25 protein-coding genes and 5 pseudogenes are annotated in these 25598 nt (G+C 63.2%); 20 read left to right on the forward strand and 10 right to left on the reverse strand.

What is annotated here, in order from left to right; all coding sequences use genetic code 11:
• Positions 1-177 precede the first annotated feature (177 nt).
• The 3 genes from test1122_RS14340 to test1122_RS14350 all read left to right on the forward strand — a co-directional run bounded on the left by test1122_RS14340 (position 178) and on the right by test1122_RS14350 (position 3077).
• Positions 178-402: a hypothetical protein gene (locus test1122_RS14340; RefSeq protein WP_232269564.1), complete on the forward strand. Its 225-nt coding sequence runs from the start codon at positions 178-180 to the stop codon at positions 400-402.
• Positions 403-569: 167 nt separating this feature from the next.
• Positions 570-2540: a pre-toxin TG domain-containing protein gene (locus test1122_RS14345; RefSeq protein ID WP_232269565.1), complete on the forward strand. Its 1971-nt coding sequence runs from the start codon at positions 570-572 to the stop codon at positions 2538-2540.
• On the forward strand, positions 2541-3077 hold the full coding sequence (locus tag test1122_RS14350; RefSeq protein WP_232269566.1) for a hypothetical protein: 537 nt from the start codon (positions 2541-2543) through the stop codon (positions 3075-3077). It abuts the gene before it with no gap.
• Between the two features lie 83 nt (positions 3078-3160).
• Here test1122_RS14350 and test1122_RS14355 read toward each other — a convergent pair whose 3' ends face one another.
• The 4 genes from test1122_RS14355 to test1122_RS14370 form a co-directional block, all read right to left on the reverse strand.
• Positions 3161-3298 carry a hypothetical protein gene (locus test1122_RS14355; RefSeq protein ID WP_232269567.1) on the reverse strand — a complete coding sequence of 46 codons (138 nt, stop codon included), beginning with the start codon at positions 3296-3298 and terminating at the stop codon, positions 3161-3163.
• Positions 3299-3492: 194 nt separating this feature from the next.
• Entirely contained in the window at positions 3493-4290 is a 798-nt protein-coding gene (locus test1122_RS14360; protein WP_232269568.1) for a hypothetical protein, read from the reverse strand.
• 333 nt (positions 4291-4623) lie between these two features.
• A complete protein-coding gene (locus tag test1122_RS14365) occupies positions 4624-4830 on the reverse strand; it encodes a hypothetical protein (protein ID WP_232269569.1) in 207 nt (68 codons plus the stop codon).
• A 523-nt stretch (positions 4831-5353) separates the two neighbouring features.
• Positions 5354-6931 (reverse strand): ISL3 family transposase, encoded by a 1578-nt coding sequence (locus tag test1122_RS14370; protein WP_422396982.1) that lies wholly within the window; start codon positions 6929-6931, stop codon positions 5354-5356.
• A 321-nt stretch (positions 6932-7252) separates the two neighbouring features.
• On the opposite strand from test1122_RS14370, the gene test1122_RS14375 reads away from it, so the two are divergent.
• The 10 genes and pseudogenes from test1122_RS14375 to test1122_RS14415 all read left to right on the forward strand — a co-directional run bounded on the left by test1122_RS14375 (position 7253) and on the right by test1122_RS14415 (position 16221).
• Positions 7253-7816 carry a hypothetical protein gene (locus test1122_RS14375; protein ID WP_232269570.1) on the forward strand — a complete coding sequence of 188 codons (564 nt, stop codon included), beginning with the start codon at positions 7253-7255 and terminating at the stop codon, positions 7814-7816.
• A 165-nt stretch (positions 7817-7981) separates the two neighbouring features.
• A complete protein-coding gene (locus test1122_RS14380; protein ID WP_232269571.1) occupies positions 7982-8731 on the forward strand; it encodes a dienelactone hydrolase family protein in 750 nt (249 codons plus the stop codon).
• A gap of 346 nt (positions 8732-9077) precedes the next feature.
• Positions 9078-9650: pseudogene (locus tag test1122_RS26825) on the forward strand (lasso peptide biosynthesis B2 protein); the annotation flags it as partial.
• Positions 9565-9798, forward strand: a pseudogene (locus test1122_RS26830) (hypothetical protein); the annotation flags it as partial. The pseudogenes test1122_RS26825 and test1122_RS26830, both read left to right, overlap by 86 nt.
• Positions 9799-9834: 36 nt before the next feature.
• Positions 9835-10293, forward strand: coding sequence for a hypothetical protein (locus tag test1122_RS14390; RefSeq protein WP_232269572.1), 459 nt, complete (start codon positions 9835-9837; stop codon positions 10291-10293).
• On the forward strand, positions 10260-10856 hold the full coding sequence (locus test1122_RS14395; RefSeq protein WP_232269573.1) for a pentapeptide repeat-containing protein: 597 nt from the start codon (positions 10260-10262) through the stop codon (positions 10854-10856). Before test1122_RS14390 ends, test1122_RS14395 begins: the two co-directional genes overlap by 34 nt.
• Before the next feature lie 532 nt (positions 10857-11388).
• A complete protein-coding gene (locus test1122_RS14400; RefSeq protein ID WP_232269574.1) occupies positions 11389-12462 on the forward strand; it encodes a DNA-methyltransferase in 1074 nt (357 codons plus the stop codon).
• 1 nt (position 12463) lies between these two features.
• Positions 12464-13177, forward strand: a complete 714-nt coding sequence (locus test1122_RS14405) for a hypothetical protein (RefSeq protein ID WP_232269575.1) — start codon at positions 12464-12466, stop codon at positions 13175-13177.
• On the forward strand, positions 13174-14397 hold the full coding sequence (locus test1122_RS14410) for an McrB family protein (protein WP_232269576.1): 1224 nt from the start codon (positions 13174-13176) through the stop codon (positions 14395-14397). The genes test1122_RS14405 and test1122_RS14410 overlap by 4 nt, the downstream gene beginning before the upstream one ends.
• Positions 14398-14664: 267 nt before the next feature.
• Positions 14665-16221 (forward strand): DUF2357 domain-containing protein, encoded by a 1557-nt coding sequence (locus test1122_RS14415; protein ID WP_232269577.1) that lies wholly within the window; start codon positions 14665-14667, stop codon positions 16219-16221.
• Positions 16222-16321: 100 nt separating this feature from the next.
• On the opposite strand, the gene test1122_RS26835 is transcribed toward test1122_RS14415, so the two are convergent.
• Positions 16322-17305 carry a PGN_0703 family putative restriction endonuclease gene (locus test1122_RS26835; protein ID WP_422396983.1) on the reverse strand — a complete coding sequence of 328 codons (984 nt, stop codon included), beginning with the start codon at positions 17303-17305 and terminating at the stop codon, positions 16322-16324.
• Positions 17306-17584: 279 nt separating this feature from the next.
• Here test1122_RS26835 and test1122_RS14425 point away from each other — a divergent pair.
• From test1122_RS14425 to test1122_RS14435, 3 genes and pseudogenes are all read left to right on the forward strand, one after another.
• Positions 17585-18381, forward strand: a pseudogene (locus test1122_RS14425) (IS5 family transposase).
• Positions 18382-18823: 442 nt separating this feature from the next.
• Positions 18824-19576: a hypothetical protein gene (locus test1122_RS14430; protein ID WP_232269579.1), complete on the forward strand. Its 753-nt coding sequence runs from the start codon at positions 18824-18826 to the stop codon at positions 19574-19576.
• Positions 19577-19762, forward strand: a complete 186-nt coding sequence (locus test1122_RS14435) for a hypothetical protein (protein WP_232269580.1) — start codon at positions 19577-19579, stop codon at positions 19760-19762.
• On the opposite strand, the gene test1122_RS14440 is transcribed toward test1122_RS14435, so the two are convergent.
• Positions 19759-19968, reverse strand: a complete 210-nt coding sequence (locus test1122_RS14440) for a hypothetical protein (RefSeq protein WP_232269581.1) — start codon at positions 19966-19968, stop codon at positions 19759-19761. The two genes, test1122_RS14435 and test1122_RS14440, sit on opposite strands and share 4 nt — an antisense overlap.
• Positions 19969-20623: 655 nt before the next feature.
• On the opposite strand from test1122_RS14440, the gene test1122_RS26840 reads away from it, so the two are divergent.
• Positions 20624-20962: an RDD family protein gene (locus tag test1122_RS26840; RefSeq protein ID WP_422396984.1), complete on the forward strand. Its 339-nt coding sequence runs from the start codon at positions 20624-20626 to the stop codon at positions 20960-20962.
• Between the two features lie 230 nt (positions 20963-21192).
• Here test1122_RS26840 and test1122_RS14445 read toward each other — a convergent pair whose 3' ends face one another.
• The 3 genes from test1122_RS14445 to test1122_RS14455 all read right to left on the reverse strand — a co-directional run bounded on the left by test1122_RS14445 (position 21193) and on the right by test1122_RS14455 (position 22525).
• Positions 21193-21387, reverse strand: coding sequence for a DUF397 domain-containing protein (locus tag test1122_RS14445; protein WP_232269582.1), 195 nt, complete (start codon positions 21385-21387; stop codon positions 21193-21195).
• Positions 21388-21462: 75 nt separating this feature from the next.
• Complete coding sequence (locus test1122_RS14450) at positions 21463-21663, reverse strand: DUF397 domain-containing protein (protein ID WP_232269583.1); 201 nt, start codon at positions 21661-21663, stop codon at positions 21463-21465.
• 10 nt (positions 21664-21673) lie between these two features.
• Positions 21674-22525: a Scr1 family TA system antitoxin-like transcriptional regulator gene (locus test1122_RS14455; RefSeq protein WP_232269584.1), complete on the reverse strand. Its 852-nt coding sequence runs from the start codon at positions 22523-22525 to the stop codon at positions 21674-21676.
• 690 nt (positions 22526-23215) lie between these two features.
• Here test1122_RS14455 and test1122_RS14460 point away from each other — a divergent pair.
• Both test1122_RS14460 and test1122_RS14465 read left to right on the forward strand, forming a co-directional pair.
• A complete protein-coding gene (locus tag test1122_RS14460) occupies positions 23216-23737 on the forward strand; it encodes an ATP-binding protein (RefSeq protein WP_232269585.1) in 522 nt (173 codons plus the stop codon).
• A 210-nt stretch (positions 23738-23947) separates the two neighbouring features.
• A pseudogene (locus test1122_RS14465) lies at positions 23948-24369 on the forward strand ((deoxy)nucleoside triphosphate pyrophosphohydrolase).
• A 22-nt stretch (positions 24370-24391) separates the two neighbouring features.
• On the opposite strand, the pseudogene test1122_RS14470 reads toward test1122_RS14465, so the two are convergent.
• A pseudogene (locus tag test1122_RS14470) lies at positions 24392-24751 on the reverse strand (DUF3427 domain-containing protein); the annotation flags it as partial.
• 47 nt (positions 24752-24798) lie between these two features.
• Between test1122_RS14470 and test1122_RS14475 the strand changes: the two are divergent.
• Positions 24799-25598, forward strand: a protein-coding gene (locus test1122_RS14475) for an IS5 family transposase (protein WP_422397074.1) whose coding sequence is annotated in 2 segments (ribosomal slippage) — positions 24799-25134 and positions 25137-25598 — 798 coding nt in all. Because the reading frame shifts where the segments join, the coding sequence is not laid out codon by codon here.

Here is a 25598-nt window from a genome sequence, read left to right on the forward strand (position 1 = left end):
CTCATCTACGCCTTGGAACGCAACCACCGCCGCCAGCCCCACCCCCCTCCACCCCTGCCCGGCAGCGAGGACATCCAGGACCGCGACACCCGAACGCATCCGCGCCGAACTCCGCGCGGCCACAGATCGCTTGACTAAGGGGTGTACTCCCGTTCCGCACCCGAGGGAGCCGGATCGATGCCCCAGCGCTTCCACGCGGCGGCAGCCGCCGCCCGTGACATCGGCGACCTGAACACGCTGCGCATGGTGCTGGCGCTGGGGGACCTCCGGACAGAGCCGCTCGCCGTGTGCAACCGGCCCCGTAGCAGCGGAGAAGTGCGGGGCTCGCACGGGCGTACACGTACCGTCTGCGGGCCAGTGCCCCAAGGGTTCGATAAGTACCGCCGCAGAACCAGCGGTTGAGTCTTGAATTCCTGCGTTCACCCCGGTGCTACCGTACTCATCAGTAACTATGACGGGCACCCGTCAGGGGGAAGCCGCGGATCGCAAACCCTAAGAGAGCGTTGCGGCCCGCTCCTTAGACCAATTAGACCAAGGAATCCATGCACCACAGATTCATATCCAGAGTCGTGATCACCACGACCGCACTGTGCGTCCTGCTCGCCACAGGCGCCGGGAACGGCGACAGCGCGTATGCCGCCGAACAGAAGCAGCAGCGCAGTCTTGTCGATATCGCCAAGCGGGTCTCGGAGTACGCGCAATGCGACGACCTTCGGCTACGGGAGAAGGCGAAGTGTTTGCGTGAGTTCGGGGGCAAGGCCGTCAAGGTCGGCGCCGGTACGGCACTGTTCCTGTACGGCACGCAGAGCGCGATGAAGGACCAGGGCGCCCGCTTCGCCAGCCTCAACAAAGAACTGAAGACGCTCAAGGACCTCAAGCTCGCTGAGCTGGAGGATCCTGCCAAGGCGGGCGACGCTAAGCATCAGGAGAAGAGCCTGACCCACGCGGTCAGGGCTTTCCGGGCTGCCAAGCCTCATTTGAAGAGCCTCGGCGCCGACATCGCCGCGGCCGACCGGCTGATGGGAGCCGAAACCGACTCCCTGGTTGCTCTAAGCATGCTGACTGTCATGCTGGGCGACCACTACGCGGAGTCGAAACCACTGCCTGAGGGCACCAAGCCCACCAAGCCCGCCAAGCCGCTCATCGACTGGGACAAGGAGCTCAAGGAGCTCGGCGAGGCCTTCGACCAGATGAACGCGGGCTTCGAGCAGATGAACCGCGGCCTCAAGCAGATGAACGCGGGCGTCGCCCAGGTCAACAAGGGGCTTGAGCAGGCGAACAAGGGCATCGCCCAGGCTAACCGCGGTATGGACGAGATGAACGCGGGCATCGCCCAGGCCAACCGCGGCATGGACCGGGCCAACAAGGCAGTCCCCGGCATCAAGAAGGGGGCGGAGAAGCTCGGCGAAGTCTCGGACATCGACTACTCCGGTATCGGAGACACCTGGGGCTCCGGCTCAACGGGCCTGGACAACGCCGAACAGCGGCGTTGGATGTCCCTGTTGCTGGACCTGATTCCCGGCATCGGCGACGGAAAAGGGATCATCGAGGCTGTGACCGGCCAGGACTTGGCCACCGGCGAAAAGCTCAACGGCACCGACCGCCTGCTAGGTTCGCTCGTGGTCCTGCGCTGGCTCAAGGTGGGCGGCAAGGTCCTGAGGGCCGAGGACGTCCGCGACGCACGCAAGGGCAAAGGGGCCGCTGCCTGCGTCCCAGACAACAGTTTCGTTCCCGGCACCCCAGTGCTCCTGGCCGACGGCACCCGCACCCCGATCGAAGAGGTGCGGGTGGGGGACCAGGTCCTGGCCACCGACCCCCAGTCGGGCCGGACCGAGTCGGCGCCCGTCACCGCCCTGATCAGCAGCGAGGGCACGAAGCAGCTCGTCCGCATCACCATCGACACCGGCGGTGACCAGGAGCGGCACACGAGCAGCCTCACCGCCACCGGCCGTCATCCCCTCTGGACCGAACGCCCTGGGCGTTGGACCGACGCCGCAGACCTCCGGGCTGGTATGTGGTTGCGCACCAGCGCCGGCACCCTCGCCCAGATCACCGGCGTCAAAGCCTGGACCGCCCCGCGCCAGCAGGTGCACAACCTCACCGTCGCCGGCCTGCACACGTACTACGTACTGGCGGGCGATAGTCCGGTCCTGGTCCACAACGCCAAAAAGAACAAGTGCGGCCTCATCGTCGATCACGTGGGCCAGGTGGACCAGGATTGGGTGACAAAGGGAGCTCACGTCAATATGAAGGACGGCATGGAGGTGGCGATCCGCCCGGACGGCAAGGGCGGCATCAAGGGCGAGGCGATACGTCTGAAGAACGGGACCGCCACGCAGAAGCAGGTGGATGCCGTGATCGCATCCATCAAGTCCAACCCGAAACTGCGTGCGGACATGATCAGGGTGACGAAGTCCGCCAAGGAGGTCTTCGAGTCCAGCGCCAAGGCCATGAAGGAGGGTCGCAACCCGCAGTGGCGCTTCAGCAACGACCGGACGGCAGAATTGCAGGCCTTGATCAACGCCATGGAGAAGATGTAAATGCTCGACCTCGACTTCTATGCCCATGTCGCAACCCGTGGCGACGTGCTGGGGGCCGGCATCGGCACGCAACCCGCCGAGTGGGAGGCGAAGCTGGGTTCCGACTACCTCGATGACAGGTCGCAGGGCATCATGCGCCGGGACTACGGACTCGTGGAGCTTTCGTTCCAGGAGGACCAGGACGCGTGGCTGTGCTTCGGCATCAGCGTGCAGGTTCACCGCCTGCGACAGGGTGACGTGTCCACGGTTCCAGCACCCCTCCGGAACAGGTACGGCCGTTTTGCTACCCGCGTGACGTTCGACGAGCTGACCGCCGTGATCAACGGCCTGGGCTACTCGATCGAGCCGGACAACGACGCGACGACGAGGGACATCCACCGGTACCGGGTGCCCGAGACCGGCGCGAGGATCTTCGTCGTCGCGGATCCCGATCCTTATGGCTACGGCGAAGTGGATCCAGACGAGCCTGCCAAACAGGAGGCGGGGGATGTCTGGGCCATCAACTTGTCGCCAGCCTGGTGGTCGCCGGCGGACTGAGCCGGAACTCATCTCGAACCCCTGTGCACGGGCGCGGCGGTCACTCTCCTGGGTGGCCGCCGCCCCGGTCGGTCCGGCATCGCTCAGCGGCGGTCGGCGGCGGCGAGGGTGTGGGTGGGTTCGTGGAGCGCGGCGTGGAGCCGGTCCGCGTCGGTGAGCGGCAGGGTCGCGACGTCCCGGTGACCGACCCGCGGCCGGGCAGCCCGTACAGCGGCGCGCACGCGCTGCCGACCAGCGCCCTGTGCGCGACCGTGCCGGGCGGCACGAGGAAGCCGAGGGTGTCGCCCGCGTAGTCGTGGAGCACGGGGCCGACGCCGTGACCGTGGCGGAGGATGTTGACCGCTTCAAGGCCCTGCCGGGCCGACCTTTACCTCACTCCCGACCACAGCATGCTCGACCAGCCAAAAGGCAGCGATCAAGTGCGGTTGAACAACAGCTTCTCAGCCATCACGCCCGTTCCTTTATCTGTGCCGCAGGAGCGGGCCCATACGGTGACCCGGGCGCCGTGCACCGTGATCGTCCGGCAATCGTTGAAGTGCTTGCCCAGAGCATCCCGTTTAACGGTCTCCTGAGGGGTTTCGTCGAGCGGCTGCCCCTCGGGATCTGCGAGGGCGATGATGCGGTCGGCGGCGGCAATGCGTTCGCGGATGTCCCCGGCCGGATATTCGATGCCGTGCAGGGTCCCGGACTTCTCCGGGGTCTCCTTCAACGCGATGTCATCGAGCATCCGGTACGGAACCGGGGAGTGCAGTAGCCAGTCGCGCCGTCGGGACGGGGTGAACAGGACTGTGTCGCCGGGCTCGGCAACCTCACGCACAGCGGTGGATACCGCAAACGCGTTGTCCTTGCGGGCCTCGGGGCTACGCATTGCGGTGTGCCATGGTGCCAGCACAGCGGCCAGAACTGCCGGAACCACCGCAACGGCCGCCCACCGGTACGGAGGGTGCGGGAAGATATGGCGGATCCCTTCCGGGCCGACAGCCCAGTCAGCAACAGCGCCCACCAGCAGGGCGAGCCCGCACATGCAGTACACGACGTACCGGTCGACGTAATAGGGCTTGACCATCGACAGCAGGATGAGCAGCCCGGGTGGAAGAGCTAGCAGGGAGAAGGCCAGGGCCCGCATCCCGACAGGTCCGCGCACCGGATACTTCACGGCGGTCAGCAGCATCCCGGCCGACGCGACCGCGATGAACCCGGCCCATTCGGTCACACCAGGCCGCGAGAGCCATCCGAGCTGCGTACCAGCCTGCCCCACGGCAAGAGCAGCAAGCGGGGCGGTCCCGACCGCCACAGTGGCGGCCGAGACGGTGAACGCACGGAGCACGGGGCGCGGTGCGCCAGTGAAGCGGAGCGCCACCCCCCGTGAGCGACCAGAGCGAAGGCCGCGAACAGATTCAGCCAGCAGCCCACCAGACCGGCGACGGCATATGCCACCCAGAAGCAGGTTCGGTTGTCTTCTGCGGCACGGACGAGAAACCAGGTGGCCACACCACGCATGCGGCCACCAAAGCGTACGAACGGCCTTCCTGCGCATAGTGCTGCACTATCGGAGTGATGGCGTAGCGAGTCCTGCCAGGAGCCCCGCACGGGAGGAGACGAGCCGCTTCCCGATTGCGGCGACACCGGCCGCCACAATGGCGGTAGCGACCACGGAAGGCAGGCGGAGGGCGACCAGGCCGCCGTCCCACACAGCGAGCCAGCCGTGCATCAGCAGGTAGTAGAAGCTGTGGACAGCATCAATGTTCTGCACCAGCCCTTACAGCTCCGACACAGTGCGGTGTGCAACGGCTTCGGTCACGGCTTCGCCCCGCCACATTGAACCGTCGCGGCGGATCCCCCACACCCCCAACAGCAGCGCCACCGTGGCCGGGACCACTGCTATCAGACCTCGGCCTTGCCCCTGCCGCGTCATGGTCAGTGCGCTGGGCGATAACCGCATTCGCCGTTCTTCTGTTGTAGAAATGACAGCCTCCCGTTTACGTGCTGCTGGTCAAACGGCACCGTACGGCAGCGGAGTTGCCAGGCATCGGGACGGCCATCGTGGACTCCTTTGTCCTTGATCGGCCTCGTTACCGCCCGCAGACCCCGGGCCGCACCTGCACCGTTCGGGCCGTCGGCGGAGGCCACCGATCAGTCCAGCCGATCACAACAACGCTCTCTGTGGCCTTGAGACTTCTCGTCTCACCTTGCCACGCCCGCCGCCCCAGGCATCCTGAGAGGGTCCGTCAAGTTAACGGCTCTGTCGCATAATCGGTGGTCGCGCTTCGTGTTGATCAGTGCAGGAGTATGCGGTGGCGGAGGAGGGCGAACCCGGCGCGGCCGTGCATCTGCCTCATGAGCCTCTTCGTACGGGTGTTGACGCCTTCGGTGCGGCCGTTGTGGTGCGGGAGGGTGCGGCCGGCGGCGACGGCCGCGCGGTCGAGTTCGAGGCCGTTGGCGAAGGCGTGCAGGTAGGGAAGGTCGGAGGCACGCACGGCGGTGATCCACTTCGTGAGTGCCGCGTCGTTGCCCGGAGCCGGAGTGAGGAGTTCAGCGAACTCCCGGACGAGCCTGGCGAGCTCGGTCATCTCGGGGCAAGAGGTGGTGAGCTCCCTTAGGAGCTCGGCATCCTTGTCCCGCAGGTTGCCGGGGTGGCTGAGGAGGAGGCGGGCCAGCCGCTGCGGGGTGGTGACGGGCCGGTCGCCCTCGGCCCGGCCCTGGGTGAGGTATCGGTAGAGGAGGTTGAGGCTGCCGGTGTAGCCCAGCTCCTTGATCTCACGGAACAGCTGCTTGACGGGGACGCCGGGGTCGGCGGCGCGGCGCTCGCGGAGTTGATCGCGGTAGGGATCGACAAGGGTGGGCCGGTAGCGCGGTGCTCGGCGCAGGGCCTCGGGTTCCCGGGTCCGTGCGTAGCGCTTGACCGTGTTGAGGGCGAGGTTGAGGCGGCGGGCGCATTCGAGCAGGCCGACGCCCTTGCCGAGGAGGTCGTGGACGGCGTGCCAGCGCTCGCGGGTGGTCTGCTCGTGCACGCCCGCGGGGCGGGGCGTGTTGGCGGTGGCCCAGCAGGAGCTGTGAGAGCGGACGGTGGCCAGCGTCTTGTCGCAGAGGTTCTTCCAGATGTGCCAGCGGTCGCTGACCTGCACCGCACCGGGCAGGGCCCGGCGGATTGCCTCGCCGTAGGCCCCCGAGCCGTCGCGGCAGACGATCTCGACGCCGGGATGCTCGCGCAGCCACCTTTCGAGCGTGTCCGCGCTGCGGTCCGTCAGTACGTCGATCCGCTCGCCGGTCTCGGCGTCGGTAAGGATGGTGGCGTAGCGGTGCCGCCGCTTCAGGGCGAAGTCGTCAACGCCGAGCACCCGCGGCACACGCAGCGGGGGCAGCGGCAGCCTCGTCAGCATCCGCAGCGCGGTCGAGCGGGAGATCGAAGCGGCGAGGACGTGGGAGAGGCGGGCGCCTGCGCGGCCCGCTAACTCCTTGACGACCGCGCCGAGTTGGCTGGCCAGCCGGGGCGCCCTGGCCGCCACCGGCGGCGGCTTCGTCCTGGGCGGGGTCGTGCGGCGTTGGTAGCGCTCGAGCAGGCCGGGCACCTGCTCGCGGAACGTCTGCCGCGGGCAGTCCAGCACCGGGCACACCAGGCGCCGTACCCGCACCGACACCACCACCCGTCGGCCGTCCACCGGCACGTCCGCCACCGTGCGCCCATGGAAACCATGCACCCTCTCGGTCAGCGTCCCGCACACCGGGCACGGCACCGGCTCCTTCCGTGTCTTCGTCGACACCCGGATCATTTCGCCCTCGTCCACCACGTCCCCGATAACCAGTGGCGACAGGCCCGAAAACACTGTGTTCACAACCTCGTTGACATCTCCCACACGATGTCAACGACGCCAGTCACCCTCCGTCACCACCGGAAGTGCGACAGAGCCTTTCTATTTACAGTCCCACCACTGGATCAGCGTCGCGATGCGCGGGCAGGACGCGACACTGGAACGGGCTCTGCGTTAACCGGCAACTCGAAGAGGCCCTCACCCACGGACCCGATCCACTCCACCTCGCCGAGATATTCGGGCTCGACGCGAAGACCGCTATGCGCTACGCGGACTCCGCACGAGCCCTGCTGGAGCAAGCCGCTGAACAGCAACTTCGACGAAATCTGCTCGACCGGGGCACACCATGAAGGGAATCATGGGCGGGTGACGTCGACCGAAGCAGCAGCAAGTGCCCTACAGGACCATGCCGCCCTCTGGAGTATGGGAGAAGTCCGGGCCAGCGACGTCGTCAATGCCGCCTGTGATGCGCTCGTTGCCGGACTCGACAGCCCTGGGCTCCGGACGTTGGCCGCCTGCACGCGTGCCGAGGCGGACTACGACGTGCACGACTTGCTCCCTGAAGCACTCAGCGAGCTCGGGCTCACCTTCTATCCGATCGCCAGCGATGCCGGCCAAGAAGTCGCCGCCCGAGCGCTGGCACGTCGCATGCTCGTCGGCGAGCTGACACCTCGGGAGTTCACCTTCCGGATTCACCAGCGCTACGGACACGAGCTGCCCTTGACTGAACGAATTGCCGAACTCGACGACGAATACGACACCCTCGAATACGGCGACAGAACAGTGCCGGAGGTCGACGCTGAGGTCACGGCCGAAGCCCGCCACCTCGCAGCCCACCCCCTCATGTTCTCGCCGAACCCACGGACACACCCAGCTGATGCACACGGACCGACCCGCGAGTTCCGGCTGAACAGGCTTCAGTTGCCCTGAACCCCCGTGGCTCACCGGGGTTGAGGAACTAGCGGACAGCCGTTATCGCTGAGAATGATCACGATTCGGGTTAACTTGGGGGTCTGGTCATCGCTGGGTTGATCTCTGGTTGACCTCGACCCTGATAGAGGCTGTGCACTGGTACCAGCCCAAGGAAGGAAGAGCTTGCCCACCAAGACACTGCAGATTCCCACCACGGACGGCCAGGCCGACGCTTTCGCCGCCTTCCCCGACCGTGGCGAGCGGCACCCGGGGGCGCTGCTGTACACGGACGCCTTCGGCGTGCGGCCCGTGCTGGGGGAGATGGCCCGCGAACTGGCCAAGCACGGGTACTACGTGCTCGTCCCCAACCTCTACTACCGGCACGGCCCGGCACCGGTGATCGAACTTCCCGAGCACATCGGAGAAGAGATCCGGCCCGCGGTCATCGCCCAGCTGATGCCCTTGATCGAAGCGCACACCACCGAACGTGCCCTGCGCGACGCCGACGCCTACCTCGGGTTCCTCACCACCCAGCCCGAGGTCAGCGGCGAACCGGTCGCCGTGATCGGCTACTGCATGGGCGCCGTCCTGGCGATGCGCACCGCAGCGGCCCACCCCGACCAGGTGGCCGCCGTCGCCGGATTCCACCCCGGCCCCTTGGTCACCGACGCGCCCGACAGCCCGCACCGCCTCGTCCCCAAGCTCACCGCCCAAGTCCACCTCGGCCTCGCCGAAAACGACATGCCGTCCGAGGCCATCAGCGAGCTCAACCGGTCCCTGGATGCCGCAGGTGCCGGCTACACCTGCGAGATCTACCCCGGCACCGTCCACGGCTTCACCATGTCCGACACCGACGCCTTCAACCCCTCCGCACTGCAGCGCCACTGGGACCGCCTGCTCCCCCTCCTCGACCGCACCCTGGCCAACAGCTGAAGCTCCGGCTCGAAAACCAAACCTGAAGCTCTGTGCCCAGGAGTCCCAGCTCGCACGCCAGCCGCAAAGTAGCGGCCGGTACCTGGTGATCGTGGTCATGCGCCGCAATCGCGTGTACCTGGTGACAGCTTCCTTAACGACGAGCCATCACCGCGGCGGCGGGACCCGGCCCGACCCCCTTGGAGATCTCGTTGACGGCGTGCAAGGTACGCAGCGCGAGCTGGGCGGCCGCATCCTGCGCAAGGTCAGGTGGCGGCCTGGACTAGCGCCCGAACTGTTCAGCGGGCATGAAGGAGTCTTCCTGAGATGGGGTCAGGCGGCCTGGCCGTAGCGTTCCGGGGCGCGGGCAGCCACCTACGATCAGGCCGCACACGCCCGCCACGTGGTGACCACGGTGAGCCCACGCTGCGGCAGCGGCTACGGCTGCCTGCCCCGCTCCATCGCTACCGCCCTGCTCTGCCGCATACGCGGCGCCTGGCCGACCTGGAAAACCGGCGTGCGCTTCCCGCCCCTGACCTCCCGTGCCTGGCTGGAAGTCGCCAAGACCGGGGGCTTCTACAGCCGTGGCGCCTTCGTCCCCGTCCCACCCGAACTGGATGACGAACTCCTCGACCTTGTCTACTCCGACACCGCCCTGATGACGCACGTGCCCAAGGCCGAGGACACGGCCGGGCGCTACAGCTCCACCTCCCAGCCCCGCGTCATCGCCGGCATGCTGGAAGCCTTCCAGCTCACCGCCGGCATGCGCGTGCTGGAGATCGGCGCGGGGACCGGCTACAACGCCACCCTGATCACAGCGATCACCGGCGTCGAGGTGGTCACCATCGACGTCTGTGACGTCATCGTCACCGAAGCCACACAAGCCACCGCGCGGGCCGGGGAGAAGAACGTCACCGCACTGGTACCGGACGGCTATCTCGGCTGCGCCGGGCGCGGGCCCGTACGACCGGATCGTCGTCACCTGCGGCGTCACCGGTCTCTCACCGTACTGGCTCGACCAGCTCACCGGCGACGGCCTGATCGTCGTCCCGGTCGCCCACGGTGGTTTCCACCCCACCCTCGCTGTCACCCGTGACGGAGCCCGCCTTACAGGCCATGGCGTCATGTCGAGCGACTTCATGAGCGCCACCGGCCCGCTGTATGCATGGCCCGAGGCCCAGATCCAGGCCCTCCCCGAGCCCCTGCCCGCCCAGAAGCTCACCACCCGCAAGAACATCGGCCCCGCCCTGGAGCCCGACGCTTACTACGACCTGTGGTTCCACCTCGCCTGCCAATCCCGCCGCACCATCCGCGCCTACATCGACGGCCTCAACCCCGCCCTGGGCATGGCCTGCCTCCACGACGCGAAACACGGCACCGCCTGGATCCAACGCACCGGCGACGCCCACTACATCGGCACCCCGGCCCTCGCCGACGAACTCGCCACCCACGTCCAGACGTGGGCCAACCTCGACCAGCCGGCCATTTCTGACCACTACGCCGTCTTCGAACGCATAGATGCCGACGATCCGGTCTTCCATCCGGCCGGATGGCGCCTCTGGGAAGACCATGCGGAGGGATAGCTCCCATCGACGTCTGTGGCGGGAGAACCGTGTCATCTGGTATCCGTGATAAGTGGACCCCGGCTGTTCTCCCCGCGAACCCTGAGGCCGCCCCACAAGGTCACCGCTTGGTTGGGGACGGTGGAAAGCTCTACGCAATAGATCTCGACCTACGTGGCGCTGACCTTTCTGGCGGAAATTTCTCAGAGTCGTGGTTCACAGAGGCGCTTCTGAGTGAAGTGCCACTAGTGGGTACAGACTTCTATCGAGCTGACTTGGAAGGCGCTGATCTTTCCGGCGCTGACTTGACGGAATCCTGCCTTGTGCGGGCGAACCTAGACGAGACGACGCTTCGGCTCGCGCGGTTGGACCATGCGAACATGGTCAAGGCTTCGCTCCACTCGGTCGGTGCTTCTGGGGCAAGCTTCCAGGGAGCTCGGCTCATGGATACGTCTCTCGGTGGTGTTGACCTGCGCGGGGCAGACCTGTCTGGCGCTGTCGCGAGCGAGACGATTCTCAGGGCCCGTGTGTGGATGGGCAGACCAGAGTTCACGGCCTCTCAGGCACAGTGTTTGGCCCTGTGACTCTGTTCTCCAGCGGTTCGACCGTCGAGCTCAAGGGCAAGGAACTGGAGCAGTGGCTCAACAGGCGTGGTGCTCAGGTCGAAGTGCTAGCCTCGATCTTGCATGAGGGTCCGTCAGCTTGCTGACGGGCCCTTTCCGCTCGTTCGGGGTGGGGATTTTGCAGGTGGGCAGGCTGGTGGCCCGGCTGTCGCGTCGGGTGGGCGCCGGGTTCCACGGCTCCGGGTTGGTGGGTGCTCGTCGGGACAGATCGTTGTCGCAGGTCAGCCGGGGTTCGGCAGGACCCGCAGTCGTGGCACACTCCCCTACGCCCACCTGCAGGTGATCAAACCAGCTGACAGTACGGGGTCGTGAGTCCGGCAGGCTCTCACACAGTTATCCACAGCCTGCAAACCATGCAGATCTCCGCCGGTACAGTGGGTTCGCTGCCCAGCGTCGCGCTAAGCGAGAATCGGACGTGTTCTGTAGCGGAGAGTAGCGGGTTTAGGGATGGGGTTCGCGCAGGGACAGCACTGGCGACCTAACGTGCTACTTGGTGGATGGAGACATGGAGCCTTTGGAAACACCGGTCATGCGAGAGATCTCCGCCATGGGCGAGGGTGTCTCAGCGAGGCAAGCACCCCTGCCACCAGGTCGTGCGTCCGTTGACGATGGCAAGTTGAAGGACACACCAGCGAACCGTGCGCTGCATCCCGTGGTGACACCGCAGGCTCTCTTTACGGATCCAGAACTGATTGACCACACCTACTACGCTGACGAGAAGGCTGTCGTGCTCCGCGACGACGTCCGCGCTGGGCTACGTAAATTGATCGATGCGGGAATCAAAGTCGACTGCATTGTGACTTCGCCGCCCTACTACGGGCAACGTGATTACGGATACGATGGTCAACTTGGCCTCGAAGAGCGCCCGCAACAGTTCATCGACAACCTGGTGGAGGTGTTCCAGCTGTGTTGGGAGGTTCTCAGCGATACTGGTTCGCTGTGGATCAACATCGGTGACACCTACTGGAGTGGCAAGGGCGCGCATAAGAGCGGTGAAGCGAAGCAGGGAGCGCGACGCTTCGGAATCAGACCCCAAGACCGGCCCGGAGATGGCAAGTGGGCGCGGCCGAAGCAGTTGCTTCTAATCCCTCATAGGCTTGCTATCGCTCTGCAGGAAGCCGGCTGGCTTGTCCGCAACGACAATGTGTGGGTGAAGCCCAATCCTGTTCCAGATCAGGTACGTGATCGCTGCTCGATCTCACACGAGTACGTGTTCCATTTGACGAAAAGCCGCTGGTACTACTTCGATCGCCTCCCTGTAGGGAGAAAGCAAGAGAAGACGGGGCGCGTCCTGCCACCGCTCGACACGTGGGATGCGCGAACTGCCTCTGGCAACGGAGGAAAGCACCGCGCAGCGTTCTCTGATGATCTCGTGCGAATCCCAATCTTGGCGACGACGCCCCCTCAAGGAATCGTGCTGGATCCATTTAATGGGTCGGGAACGTCCATGTTGTTTGCCAGGTCGAACGGAATCCGCTCAATTGGAATTGACCTCAGTGAGGATTACTGCGAGCACGTTGCCGATGAGCTCAAGAAGCTAGACAGTCAACTCGACTTGGAGTCGTGAGGTGCCGATTTACCTGTCGAAGACCGCTCTCAAAGAAGCCGTTCGCCGACTCGGGGAGTCATCAGCCGCGGCTCGGCTCGGTGACTTCCTGGTCTTCAAGAGGGCTCTGGAGATCAAAAAGGTGGAGGTGCAGGGGCAAGACTCGGCAACCGAGCCCACCGACGTCGTCACAGGCACCAAGTCGCAGCACTTCGTGCAGGCGATTGAGCAACTTACCTTGTGTCACCCAGATCTGGGCGCAGGAGGTGAGGCCGAAAACCCGTACTTCGTTCCGTTCGGAGCCACGCGTGAGAAGAACCGTGGCTACCGTTCCCACAAGTATCCATCGAATGGATCATCTGACACAGTTAGTCGCTGGCAGTCTCAAAGTGCCACGCCGCCGCTGAAGCTGGTGCCCGGAACCAGTCCAAAGGCCTTCAGGTTCGAAGAGCGGAGCAAGCAGGAACTGGAGTCGTTCTTCATTGTTAAGGGTGCACAGGGTAATTTCTCTGGGGAGCGACCGCGGATACTTGACACTGCCATCTGGTGGTTCCGATTTACTGATCTCGAGGAGAGATTTCAGCGCGAGCCTACCGAGGAGGAGCTGATTGATGCGGCTATCACCGACCTCGGACTAAATGATGCTGAACTCGATGCCCTGTTTACTGCGAGAAATGAGAATCTGCTCGATTTGGCGTCGCAAGTCGAATCGACGACCGCTGAGGAGTCCTTGTGACGCACGCTTTCGCCGATACGCTCGCCGATCCAGCGGAATACCTCCCAGCGGCCCCTCAGCCTCGAGCTTCGACACCACTATCCACTCCAACGTCGACTTCCGCAGCGCCGTCCGCAAACCTTGCAGAGCAGATAGAGCATGTCGCGCAGTACGTAGCCACCCGGGGCTTCGTATTCGACCCCTGGCAAATTGCTGCTTTCATTACGGCCGTGCGTACCAAGCCGTTTGTGATTCTGGCCGGCATCTCGGGAACCGGAAAGACCAAGCTACCTAGGCTTGTGGCTGAGGCGACTGGAGCTAAATGTATCACCGTCCCTGTTCGCCCAGACTGGACTGACAGCAGTGATCTGATCGGCTTTGAGCGACTCGATGGTTCGTTTCAACCCGGAGAACTGTTGCGTGTTGCTCGCCAGGCGCAGGAGCATCCCGAGCAACAGTTCTTCTTCGTATTGGACGAGATGAACATTGCGCGGGTTGAATATTATCTGGCTGAAGTGCTTAGCCACTTGGAGAACCGTAGCCGGGACTCTGACGGCAGAGTTATGTCTGACCCCCTGGCCCCCCATCTGGTTGATTCAGCTGCGAATGAATGGGCGCAGGTGCGGCTGCCAGATAATCTGTGCCTCGTTGGCTCTGTCAACATGGATGAGACCACGTATGGCTTCTCCAAGAAAGTTCTTGACCGTGCCTTCGTGATTGAGTTCTCGCAAGTCGACTTGTCTGCCGTGAAGCCGACGAATGGGCAATCTGTACAACCAGCCCAATGGGAATGTTCTCACTGGAAGGCTCGTGCGCTCTCGCTGAGCAGTCATCCCGACTGTGATACTGAAGCGGTTGCCTCTATCATCGAAACCCTGACAGAGGTCAATGGGATTCTGGAGCAAGGCCAGCTTCAATTCGGCTATCGGGTGCGCGATGAAATCACCATGTTCTGCCTCGCAGCGAAGGATTGTGCAGACCTGTTTGCTACGTCCAACTCCGGGACGGTCGATCCGCTTGATCTCGCTATAGCGATGAAGGTGCTGCCACGAGTACAGGGTGGAGGAGCGACCATCCGGAACGTACTCGACAGCCTCCACGTTTGGGCATCTCCATCTTCGGAAGAGGAAGCTCATGGAGTACCCTCGGGCAACGATTCCCAGTACCCGTTCTGCACTGACCGACTGGAGCTCATGCTGCGACGTTTGCAGGAAACGGGCTTCACTAACTTCTGGCTGTAGCGCATGGTAAGCGAACGCTTGCTTCAAGTCGTTACGCCATTCGCGACTGTGGAGATCCATGGGCCGCGACGGGCACGCTGGGCTCTCTCGACTCCGTCGGACGTTGAGCCACGACTCGAGATTGAGGCATCGACTGGCTCAGCCGGTGTGCAGGTGGTGGGACGTTCTGACTCTGCCTCGGGTATAGCTGGGGCAGAGTTCCCACATTTCTTCGAGGAAACTACTTACCGGATAAGAGTTAAGTCCCGTATTCCGGGAAGATCTCCAGTGCTGGTACACCGCGATCCCCTGCTACTTAATTCCATCGACTCCTATCCAGAGGACTTGATGTGCGCCGGGTCAGTAAATTTTGGTCGGCAGGTTGGTTTGTGCACCTTGGAGGTGGGCGTCGGTCACGAAACATTGCGGCTGACAATCGAGGTTTTCCCTGCCAAGATTGACTACGCTACCGATTACCAGGACCTGCTCTCTGATGTAGCGGCTACGTCTCGGGCACTTGCGTTGGAGTATCTGCGAGCCACATACCAGACGGGTGAAACTCGTGACGTTCGAGATGCGACCAGTCTCGATTGGATAACGCTGTTGCGCAATGAGATCAGCCTGCTGGTTCGATCAATCCGGTACGTTAATGAGCACCCGCACAGAGCGCTGAGTCGCGAGATTGACTATGTACGTGTCGACCGCATCAAGCGCGCAGATGCGACCATCCGCAAGGCAATCGTACGAGGCCGTGGGCAGGGTCCTTGGACTGAACTGCCAGGCGCTGGCCGCATCCGAAGCGTTCTGCCAGCATCCCGCAGCCGCGAGACCTTGGATACCGCTGAACACCGGTGGCTTCGTCTGCAGCTCGCTCTGATCCGCGATCGACTATCAGACATCCATGCCACTGTGTCCGCGGAGCTGGAACGGTCCCGGACAGGCGGAGGCGCCGCGCCAGCAAGGCTGGTGGCTGAGGAAAGGGAGGTTGCCGGCTTCTCCCGGAGTATCTCGGAGCTGCTGGCACTTCCGCTGTTCGACAGTATAACGGAGCCTCCTCCATCAGGCTTCGCTTCGCTCACGCTGCTGAGTGGTATCGGGTACGGCGAAGCTCATCGTGTGATCATGGTGTTGAGGCTTGGGTTGTCGATCCACGGCGAATCCTTTGACCTATCAGTCATGGATGTTCATGGCCTGTACGAAACTTGGTGCTACCTCGAAGTTCTGAGGATTGTTTTGGCGAAGACGGGCGGATCTGCCGACCTTTCGACCTTGTTGAGAGTGGAAGAGAGTGGCATTCGGGTACGCCTGGCTCAGGGGCGACGCACGGCTGTTACATGTAAATCACCCACTGTCACACTCGATGTTTCTTACAACGATCATTACCGAGGGCTAACGGGGCAGCAGAAACCGGATATCGTTCTTAAGTTTCGGCATGATGGCTGGCCAGATCTGATCGTCTTGCTTGATGCAAAGTATCGGCTGGATGCTTCAGACGGCTACCAGCATCAATTCGGCTGCCCGGGCCCTCCAATTGATGCCATTAACGCCCTTCATCGTTATAGGGATGCGATCGTGGTTGGTCGGGGGGAAAGCAAAGCCCGTCCCGTTGTGAAGGGGGCGGCACTATTTCCTCTGTCCAGCGCTGCGTCTTCAGAATTTCCTAACTTGAAACTTCGTGAGGCGCTCGAATCGCTTGGAATTGGAGCACTTCCTTTCTTGCCAGGAAACATACAACATGTTGAGGATTGGCTGGATGGGCTACTGACACTCGCACCGGAAGACCTTGCTGTGCCCGGTCCTCCGTTTGCAGGCCTGACTGAGAGACGTAGTCGAGGTTTGGACTGATCACGCTCGGAGAAGTTTTGAGCAGGTGGGAATCCGTTTGCGAGTCGGTGACGAGGGGTTCGCTTGCCGCGGCGGGGAGGCAACTACTGTAACTACTAACCTAAGCACGCCGATTATCTAGATATTTCATCCAGGAGGCTTCGCTCAGCTCGTGGTCCAAGTATCGGATCCTGAGTGTCTGGGCAACGGTTCGTTGGTATTTTGACGTCGCCGTTATCCTCATTTGGGAGACTAGTTGATCCAAACTAGCCACCTTCATGAGATCCGGCCTATTGAGTGCTTCTCGATACAGTTCTGCCGTTTTAGGTGCCGATTGGTCGCCAGGGTGATGTAGGACAAGAATGGTAGGGAGATCCCCTCCTTTGTGAGTGGTGAGCCAAAGATCGGCGGCTAGGGCATGACACCGAAGCAATTGGTTGACTGGTCGAGATTGACTTTTTCGGTCGCTTAGATCCCATAGCCCGGTTTCGATTGCTAGCGCTTGATATTTAGGATTCTCGGAAACCTTCAAATGACGGCTGTTGAAACGGTCGGAATACTTGACTTCGACGGCAAGGCCAAGGGGACCGCTTTCGGTTTCGAGATGGATCCACGCATCCAGCCTTGTCATGTCTCCGAGGTGAAGGTTGCGCCTCTGAGGAGCGAACTCGACATCCATCTTGGTAACCCGCTTGATTTTCATGCCAATTAGGCCGCTTATGGAGCGAGCGGCCCAGTCGGGGTCTTCCTTCAAGGGGGCCAGGAGATTGATAGTCAACGCTTGACTGGATGTCAGGTACCTTGTGCAGCGAATAGGGTCAACTCCCCAGCCATCGCGCCTGCGTGTCCGGTAGAGATTCTCTGCGGAAAGCGTGGTGAAGTTCTTCCCGGCTGCGGCGTCTTCGGGATGCAGAATGCTGCCACTCGGTCGGTTTCCGGAGTGGGGTTCAGTGTTCCCATATCTCGGGAGTTTTAGTATGTGCTGGCGATACCATGATTGATGGAATCTAACCCGTGCCCGGATTCCTGATTCGCCCGGGGCTTGCGGACCGATACCCTGGATATCGGAGGGACGCGCCATCGGGTTTGATGAGGTGTTGGCCATTGTGGTACTCCAGTGTGGCGCGGCGCGTCCTGTGCTGTCCGATCTTATCCGATTGCGGAGGGCGTTTTAGCTTAAGGTTAGGCTCCGGATGCGCGTGCACTTGTAGGGGGTTGGTGACATGTGGAGCGTTCCTGGAAGGCTTCAGTTGCTTCTTTGACGTCTGGGCTTGGGTTCGCTTGACGGCCTACGAGCTCGTAACACGATCTTGTTGTGGTGTGCTGGTTGCGGTGACTGGTGTAATGATTCGGCTGTTCGTGCTGTGTGAGTACCCGGCCGTGGATCGTGGATGACGACTTGTGGGCGCTGATCGAGCCGCTGCTGCCGCCCTGGCCGGAGAAGGCGCCGGGGACGCGACCGGTGGCGGACCGGCTGTGTCTGCAGGGGCATCCTGTACGTGCTCTACAACGACATTGCCTGGCAACTCCCGCCCTTGGAGCTTGGGTTAGGCTCGGGACAGACCTGCTGGCGGCGCCTGGACCGCTGGCAGTAGGCTGGGGTCTTCGACCAGCTGCACCGAGATCCTGCTTGCCGAACTCAACGTGGGCCGGCGAACTCGACTGGTCCAGGGCCGGCGTGGACAGCTCCCACATCCGCGCGAAAAGAGAGGCGAACCGACACCGGTCCGTCGCCGGTCGACCGGGCGGAAGGCGGGCAGCAAACACCACCTGATCTTCGACGGACACGGTACCCCGTTCAAGGTCATCACCACCGCGGCCGACGTCAACGACGTCACCCAGACCCTCGCCCTCGTCGACGGCATCCCGCCCGTGGTCGGACGGCCCGGCTGCCCGCGCCGCCGCCCCGACTCACTTCTCGGCGACAGGGGCTACGGCTCCAACCCCAACCGCCGAGAGCTGCGCAAGCGGCGGATCCTGCCGTTCATCTCCCGCAAGGGCGCCCCGAACATCAAGGGCCTGGGCAAACTCCGCTACGTCGTCGAGCAGACCTTCGCCCTCCTCCACCAGTTCAAGCGCCTCGCCGTCCGCTGGGAACGCCGAACCGCACTCCACGACGTGTTCATCTCGTTGGCCTCCAGCCTCATCTGCTGGAGACGTCTCAAGAAGGCCCGCCCGTGATCCTGTTACGAGCTCTACGGGAGCAGAGCCTGGCTGTCGCCACTCGGCGGCCAGCATGTGGTCGCGGCGGGAACACCGCCAGTAGCAACCCGCCCGGCGTCTGGGTCTGTCTCCGCGGTCATTGGCCGCAGCACCACTACGGGCATCGAACGAGTGTTTCCGAACGTGCGCATTGGGCGGTGGGCGCGCTCGTCGAGTTGGCGAGTTCGTGGTCATGGTCATGGTTTCGACGGTGATGGAACCGTGGTAGTTGGCCATCTGACTGCTGGCCGGGGGATGTGGGTGAGGATGTCGTCTGACCGTCGACTGTCAACACTCGCTCATATAAGTGTCCGTTGGCTTCACGCTGTGTTCGTAGTCGTACAGTTGGTAGACGTTTGTGCGATACGTAGGGCGGGGGAGCCCCGTGGAGCGGGTGCTGATGGTTGGGGGCAGCACAGCTGTGTCACTAGAGATGTGTCGGCAGGAGGTAGACCGTACCGATCCGTCCGGGATACCGGAGTTCACCGGTGACTTAGGCCTACTGGAGAAGGACGCGGCCGCTTTACGGAAGGACGCGGCCGCGATCCGGAAAACCGGTACGGACGTGAACTCCAGCTTCCAGGGACTGTCAGGCTTCTACGACGCTCCAGAGGCGGAGCAGCTGTTCGCGACGACGAAGCCGGTGGCTGATCGGGCGGACGGGTTTGCTGGTGATCTGGAGAAGGCCGCTAAAGCGCTGGCTGAGTACGCCGCTGAGGCTGACCCGATCGTACGGGAGCTTCGGGGGCCGAAGGCACAGGCGACCGCGTTCGTCGCCTCTGTTGAGGGGGAGGACGGATGGCGGAATGACAAGGACAAGGCCGCCCGGAACAACGCTCTGGTGCAGGAAGTCAATGTGGCCGTTGCCCGGTTCCATGACGCGGAGCGCCGTGCCGCCAGCAAGATCAGTGCCCTGGTGGGCGGAACTCAGTGGGTGGCCGGTGATCCCACGGCTGAGAAGCAGAAGGCCAACGCTTACGGCCTGAGCGTGGAGGACATGAAGCAGGCCACGGACACTCCGTGGGGCAAGGCGGTGGAGCCGCCTCGTGACTGGCTGGAGTCCCTGGGCAATGGCATCAAGACCTTTGTGTGGGACGGCTTCACGGATGCCTGGTCCGGTCTGGGAAATGTGGTCGGCGGGGTCGGTCTGTACGTGGCCTCGCCGTATGAGTAGGTGCTGGACAAGACCCTGGGCGCGGCCGAACCGTCCGAGGACGAAGAACGGATGAAACAAGCGACCAGGGACTTCGGCAAGTCGCTGGTCGCCTGGGACGAGTGGGGCAAGAACCCCGCCCGCGCGGCGGAACGGTCACCTTCAACATCCTCACCCTCGGCATTGGCGGCACCAAGGCCGGACTAGCGGGCAAGGCCGCCAAGACGGTGAACGCTGTAGGCAAAGCCGGGACGTATGTCGATCCCATGGCCTACGTCGGCAGAGGCCTGAGCAACGAAGCCATCACCCGCCTCGCCAAAGCATTCGGCCTCACCGCCCAACTCTGCAAAGTCATCCCCGGCATCAAGAAACTGCCCGGCGGCGGCATACAGCACCCCCCAGTACGGCAGCATCGACCAACACGGCAACGTCACCACCCCCGACGGCCGCAGCCACCCCGTCGAAGACGCCCCACCGGAACCTTCCCCCGCCGACCGCCTCAACCGCAACACCAACCAACCCCCACCCCCCAAAGCGAACCCGCCTTCTTCGGCACCAACCGCACACCACCAGGGGCCACCGCACACGTACCTGACAACGTGCCGGGTGCTGGCCGCGACCTGCCCGGTGGCACGAACGCACCCACCAACGCCACCGCCCACGCGGGAGACGGTCTCCCCGGCAACGGCGCGGACCGCGCTTCCCCAGACAGCCCCGGTCGTGACTCTTCGGGTCAAGGCCGTGACGCCGCTCCAGGTGGCGCAAGCACGGTTGATCACGGGCCCACAAATGGTGGTGCCCCTGAGAGTGGCGAAGGCACGCCAGGGCCCAACGGCAACGGCGGCCCCGCCGAGGGTGGGCCGCATCGGCCATCGGAGTCTGTCCGGTACGCCGAGAACAGTGAACCTCAGCCATTCCAGCGGGGTGGGGAAACGGAGCGGAGTATCCGTGAGGAGTTGCGCGGGACAAGCGTTAAGCCTCAGGACCTGGAGAAGGCGTTAGCCAACCTTGCGGTTCACTCAGCTGGGAAGGAGATCGCTGAAGCCATAGCATCTGGAAGGCTGAGCGGTGCTCACCTCGATCAGGCCTGACCGGGCCGGTCCCCTGTTCTTGACGATCCTGGTCACTTGGCTCACGGCGTCATTGCTGTTGTACTTCGCGCTACCCCTGACCCTATTCGGTTGCACGCTCGGTAAGCGGATTTGTGGAGTGCAAGTGACGCACCAACGGAACGGCGAGTGCAGCGGCTTCTGGCGAGCAGTGGGCCGGGAGGCCTTCTGGCTGATTTCACTTCCCACCCCGGTCCCTTGGCCTGCTAAATCCCTGTGGTGCTGCTGGGATAAGCCGTTCCAACTGTGCCTGCACGACAAGGTGTCGGGAACTGTGGTGGTGCGGCGTATGAGCTGACTCTCAGGAGTCAGCTCCGGACAGAGGAAGGTCAGGCCTCAGGACGCCGCCTGCCGTTGTGTCAGGGGGAAAGTTCCAGGCTGCACCGCTCCGGTATTTATGTCGACACTGACGTTGGCTCGGTAGCGCTCTGTGATACACGTTCCTTGCCAAGCGGCGGAATGCTGTTCTCCATACATAACCAGACCCCCGTGCTGCGTTGGTGGTGGGAAGCCTGCGGATTCGGCTTGCTATCTCAGGTGGTCGAACTTCCGAAGCTTGACTCCGAGTATGAGCGACTGGAGGTTCTTGTGGCTGGCGTTGACGATCACGTCCGGGTCGTCGCTCTCGCGCACGAGGGCGCTACCCTCAGCCCCAGTTGCGATCTCCAGGCAATCGGTGGCACTGGCCGAGTATGAGGACTTTTGCCACCAAATTTTCGACATAATTAAACTTTCGAGGTTATTGTGTCAGTTCATGATGAAGGATCCCATGCCACCAGAAGCGAGGTTGAGGGGTCGCTAGCTGAGGTGGTGGAATCCTCCGGACTTGAGACCACGCACGAGTGCACGGAGATTCTCGCGGCTGGTGGTAATGATCTCCTCGGGGCGGTCGCCTTCTCGCAGGAGTATGACCTCCGTGCCCTCAGGGGCAAGCGCAAGCTCAACGCAGTCTCCTTGGTTGGTAGAGTATGAGGATTTTTGCCAGCGGATTTCCGACATTGTCACGCCTTCATAGTTTGTGTGCGATATTGCGGATAAAATCCCGCGAATCCTTGGGGGGAAGGGAAGTCTCTTCGATATGCTCCAAGATGGCCCGATAGTTGGCTAGGTGAGTCTCGGCATCAATCAGTACCCCCTCTGTGGCCAGATCTAGGTGCACCGTGTCAAGCTGCCGAACTGGTCCACATGCGTACAGGATTGAACTTCCTGCGTAGGTGTGTCCACCCGCCGAGAATGGCACGGCGCGAATGGTGATGTTGTCCCGCTCTGATGCCTCCAGCAGGTACTGAAGCTGACTGCGCAGCACCTTCGCGCCGCCGAACTCCATCCGCATGGCGGCTTCATGAATCAAGAAGGTGCACTGTGGTGCGCCAGGCTTATCAAGAACGTCCCTTCGCCGCATGCGGAATGAGATCAGGCGACGATGGTCCGCTGGGGCAAGCTGGGGAATGTTTGTGGAGAAAACCGCCTTGGCATATTCTTCAGTCTGTAGCAGTCCGGGAACATGCATCGACTGCATGCTGTGCAGAGTGACTGCGCGGTGTTCGAGTTCGGCCAAGTCCAGCAAGGTTGTAGTCAGACTACCCCTGTACTCCTCCCACCAGCCTTTCCGTCGCTCCTCCGCCATGGTGGCAAGCGCATCGATGTACATCTGATCCGCGCACGCATAGATGCTGGCCAGGGTTCGAACCCGGTCCGCACTGATCCCGAACCGTCCGGCTTCGAGATTACTGATCCCGGTCCGATTGGTGCTGATCGCTTCGGCAGCCCGCTGGGCAGTCATCCCAGCGCGCTCACGCATCTTGCGTAGCTCGGTGCCAAGTCGTCGCTGCCTGGCGGTCGGTGCCTCTCTTGGTGGCATGTCTGCCTTCCTGGTCGTGTCTCGCCCATGTTGTCATACCCACGATCACGAGCGACGGGCCACTCCAACGAGTTATGCGCATCGGTAGCACGCGTTGGTGACTCTGTCCTATGGTCGGTCACGCAGCGAGGTCGCCAGTAAACCCGCAGTGCAGCTGCCTGCGCCTGCCCACAGGTGCTTGGGTGGCCCAGCCACGGTGGCGACACCCATGTGAAGGCACACGTTGGGAGATACGCATGACCGCTTCGCCATCGCAGCCTGCCCCTGACTCCGAGGGAGGCGACTGGGCCATCCCTTTGCATGACTCAGCGGCGAGAGCACAAGCAGAACCCCAGAAAGAAGTAGGTGGAGATGGCGAACGGCCCCATCTCGTACCAGCGTCCGGTGTGGTTCATGTGCCGCCTGGCACGCGCGTGAAGCCATGTCCCTTCCCATGTTCCATCTGTCAGCGGAAGGGACGGCAGGGGCGGCGACATGGCAGTGAAGAGCCCGTCAGTCTTGGGGAGTTGAGGCAGCGAGTCGAGGACTTGAACGACAGGATCCGCAGGCATCTGGGGCAGGAGCGTGGCGGCAGTGAGTGAACGAGGAAACAGGCTGATGGGCGGGACTCTTACGGTTCCGCTGCTCGCCCGGCCGGAAGTTGTGGCCGACCTACGCCGACGGGGCCGATCTCACCTTGTGCTCTGGGGGGTGTCATCACTCAGCGATGCCGCCCAGCTCTGCGTAAGCGAGATGGTCACTAACACCATCGTGCACGTCGGCAAGGGGACCCCCATCGTTCTGCACATCTCGACGTCCAGCACTCGTCTGCGGATCGAGCTGACTGACCCCGACCCCCGGGCTTTGCCCACTCTCCTCAGCACCACGGAGAGCGAGGAGTCAGGCCGAGGGGTGGCTGTGCTGGACACCGTGGCGGTCCTGTCATCCAGCACGATGACACCAAGACCGTCTGGTGCGAGCTGGATGCGGCGACCGCCGTGCCCAGCGGTCATCAGGGGCCCCTCCCCGGAGGGGAGTGCCGAGGCGCTGATCACCCGCTACGGCGGGTCGGACAACCTGGCGGATGGCCTCGGCCCCGGCACGGCTCATGAGACGGCCGTCTGCCTGATCGCTGACCTGCTGCGCTGGCTCCGTGCGCAAGGTCGTTGCTCTGATGCTGCGGTGCTCGCGACACTGACGCGTCTCGCGGTAGAAGTCGGTGCAGGCGAGTGATGGGGATCTCCAACGCGGCTCTTAGCGAGATTGTCGATACATTCGGCGGTGAGGTATCAGACTGGCGGGACGATTGCTTGCGTGACTATGACGAGCTCAGATGCGACTTCGCGTTGGAGGCGTGGGAGCTGATGTCCCAGCTGGCCGACGTGGACTTCTCCTCGGCTCGTGGGTGACTCCCTGTCGCTGTTCGGGACGTAAGCTGCGCCTATGACTCGGCGCGATCCGGAGTGCAAGGTGGTTGTGGGCGGCGCTGTGTGTGACCGGGGGAGGTTGATGGCGGCAAGACGAACTGCCCCAGCTGTTCTCGCGGGACGCTGGGAGCTGCCTGGCGGCAAGGTCGAGCCGGGCGAGACTCCGGAACAGGCGCTGGTCCGCGAGCTGCGCGAGGAGCTTGGTATCGAGGTGAAGCCCCTTGCGCGAGTCGCAGGGGAGTGGCCGCTACAGCCGGGCCTTGTGCTGCACGTGTGGCGGGCGCAGCTGCTGGAGGGTGAGCCGCGCCCGCTCCAAGACCACGATGAGCTGCGCTGGCTCACCCCGGACAGGCCTTTGATGTCGATTGGCTCGAACAGGACCGCCCAGCGGTGACCGCAGTTGTCCGGTCACTGATGAGTGCGGAGGTAGCTCAGTGACCGGACGCTGATCGATCGATCCCTATCCTCCGACGATACTGGAGTACGTCCAGATGTCGGCGGGAAGTTCATGGCGAAGCTTCCAGACGATGCCCATGGGCTTGCTGCCCTCGTGAGACTCGTACTCGGCAGGACTAAGCAGCGTCCACGGCTGAGGGCCGCCAATGTCGGTCTTCTTGTAGCGACGGACGAACAGGAGGACATCGCTGCCACGCTCCTTGTGGTGCTGGTAGCGCTGTCCGGTTGTCGAAGTCGCAGACGTTTGGTTTTGGGACTCCCAGTGAAAGCGGTCCGCGCTCATCGCATAGTCCTTATAGCGCGTTTGCGGGGAGAAGTCCTTCTCGTCCTTCTCAAGGGTTATCAGCAGGGCATCGGTATTAAGAAGTCATCTCATTTGGACGACTCGGTAAACTGTCGGTCGTGGTGGGGATCGTTGAGCGGCTGGTGCCGGACGAGTTGTGGGAGTTGTTCCAGCGGGTGGTGCCAGAGGCGCCGTCGCGGCCTCAGGGGGGTGGGCGACGGCGGCATGGTGACAGGGAGGTGCTGGCGGCGATTGTGTTCGTTGCCACGTCAGGCTGTACGTGGCAGCAGTTGCCGTCGGCGTCGTTCGGGCCGTCGGGGGCAACGGCCCACCGCCGCTTCTCCGAGTGGACGAAGGCCAGGGTATGGGCCAAGCTCCACCGCCTGGTCCTCGACGAGCTGGGTGCCCGCGGCGAGTTGGACTGGTCCCGCTGCGCGATCGACTCGGTGAACATGCGGGCCCTGAAAAGGGGGACCTGACAGGTCCGAATCCTATCGACCGGGGCAAGTACGGCTCGAAGATCCACTTGATCACCGAGCGGACCGGTCTGCCCTTGTCCGTCGGTATTTCAGGGGCGAACCTGCACGACAGCCAGGCCCTGATACCCCTGGTGAAGGGCATACCGCCGATCCGCTCCCGCCGCGGACGGCGACGGCGCAGGCCGGGAAAGCTTCACGCCGACAAAGGCTATGACTACGCTCACCTGCGGCGATGGTTACGCGAGCGCGGCATCACCCACCGCATAGCCCGCAAGGGAATCGAGTCCTCGCAGCGACTGGGCCGCCACCGTTGGACCGTTGAGCGCACCATGGCTTGGCTCGCCGGCTGCCGACGCCTCCACCGACGCTACGAGCGCAAAGCCGAGCACTTCCTCGCCTTCACCAGCATCGCGTGCACCCTCATCTGCTACCGCAGACTCGCCAATTGA

The sequence above is a fragment of the Streptomyces gobiensis genome (genome assembly GCF_021216675.1).
GTDB lineage: Bacteria > Actinomycetota > Actinomycetes > Streptomycetales > Streptomycetaceae > Streptomyces > Streptomyces gobiensis.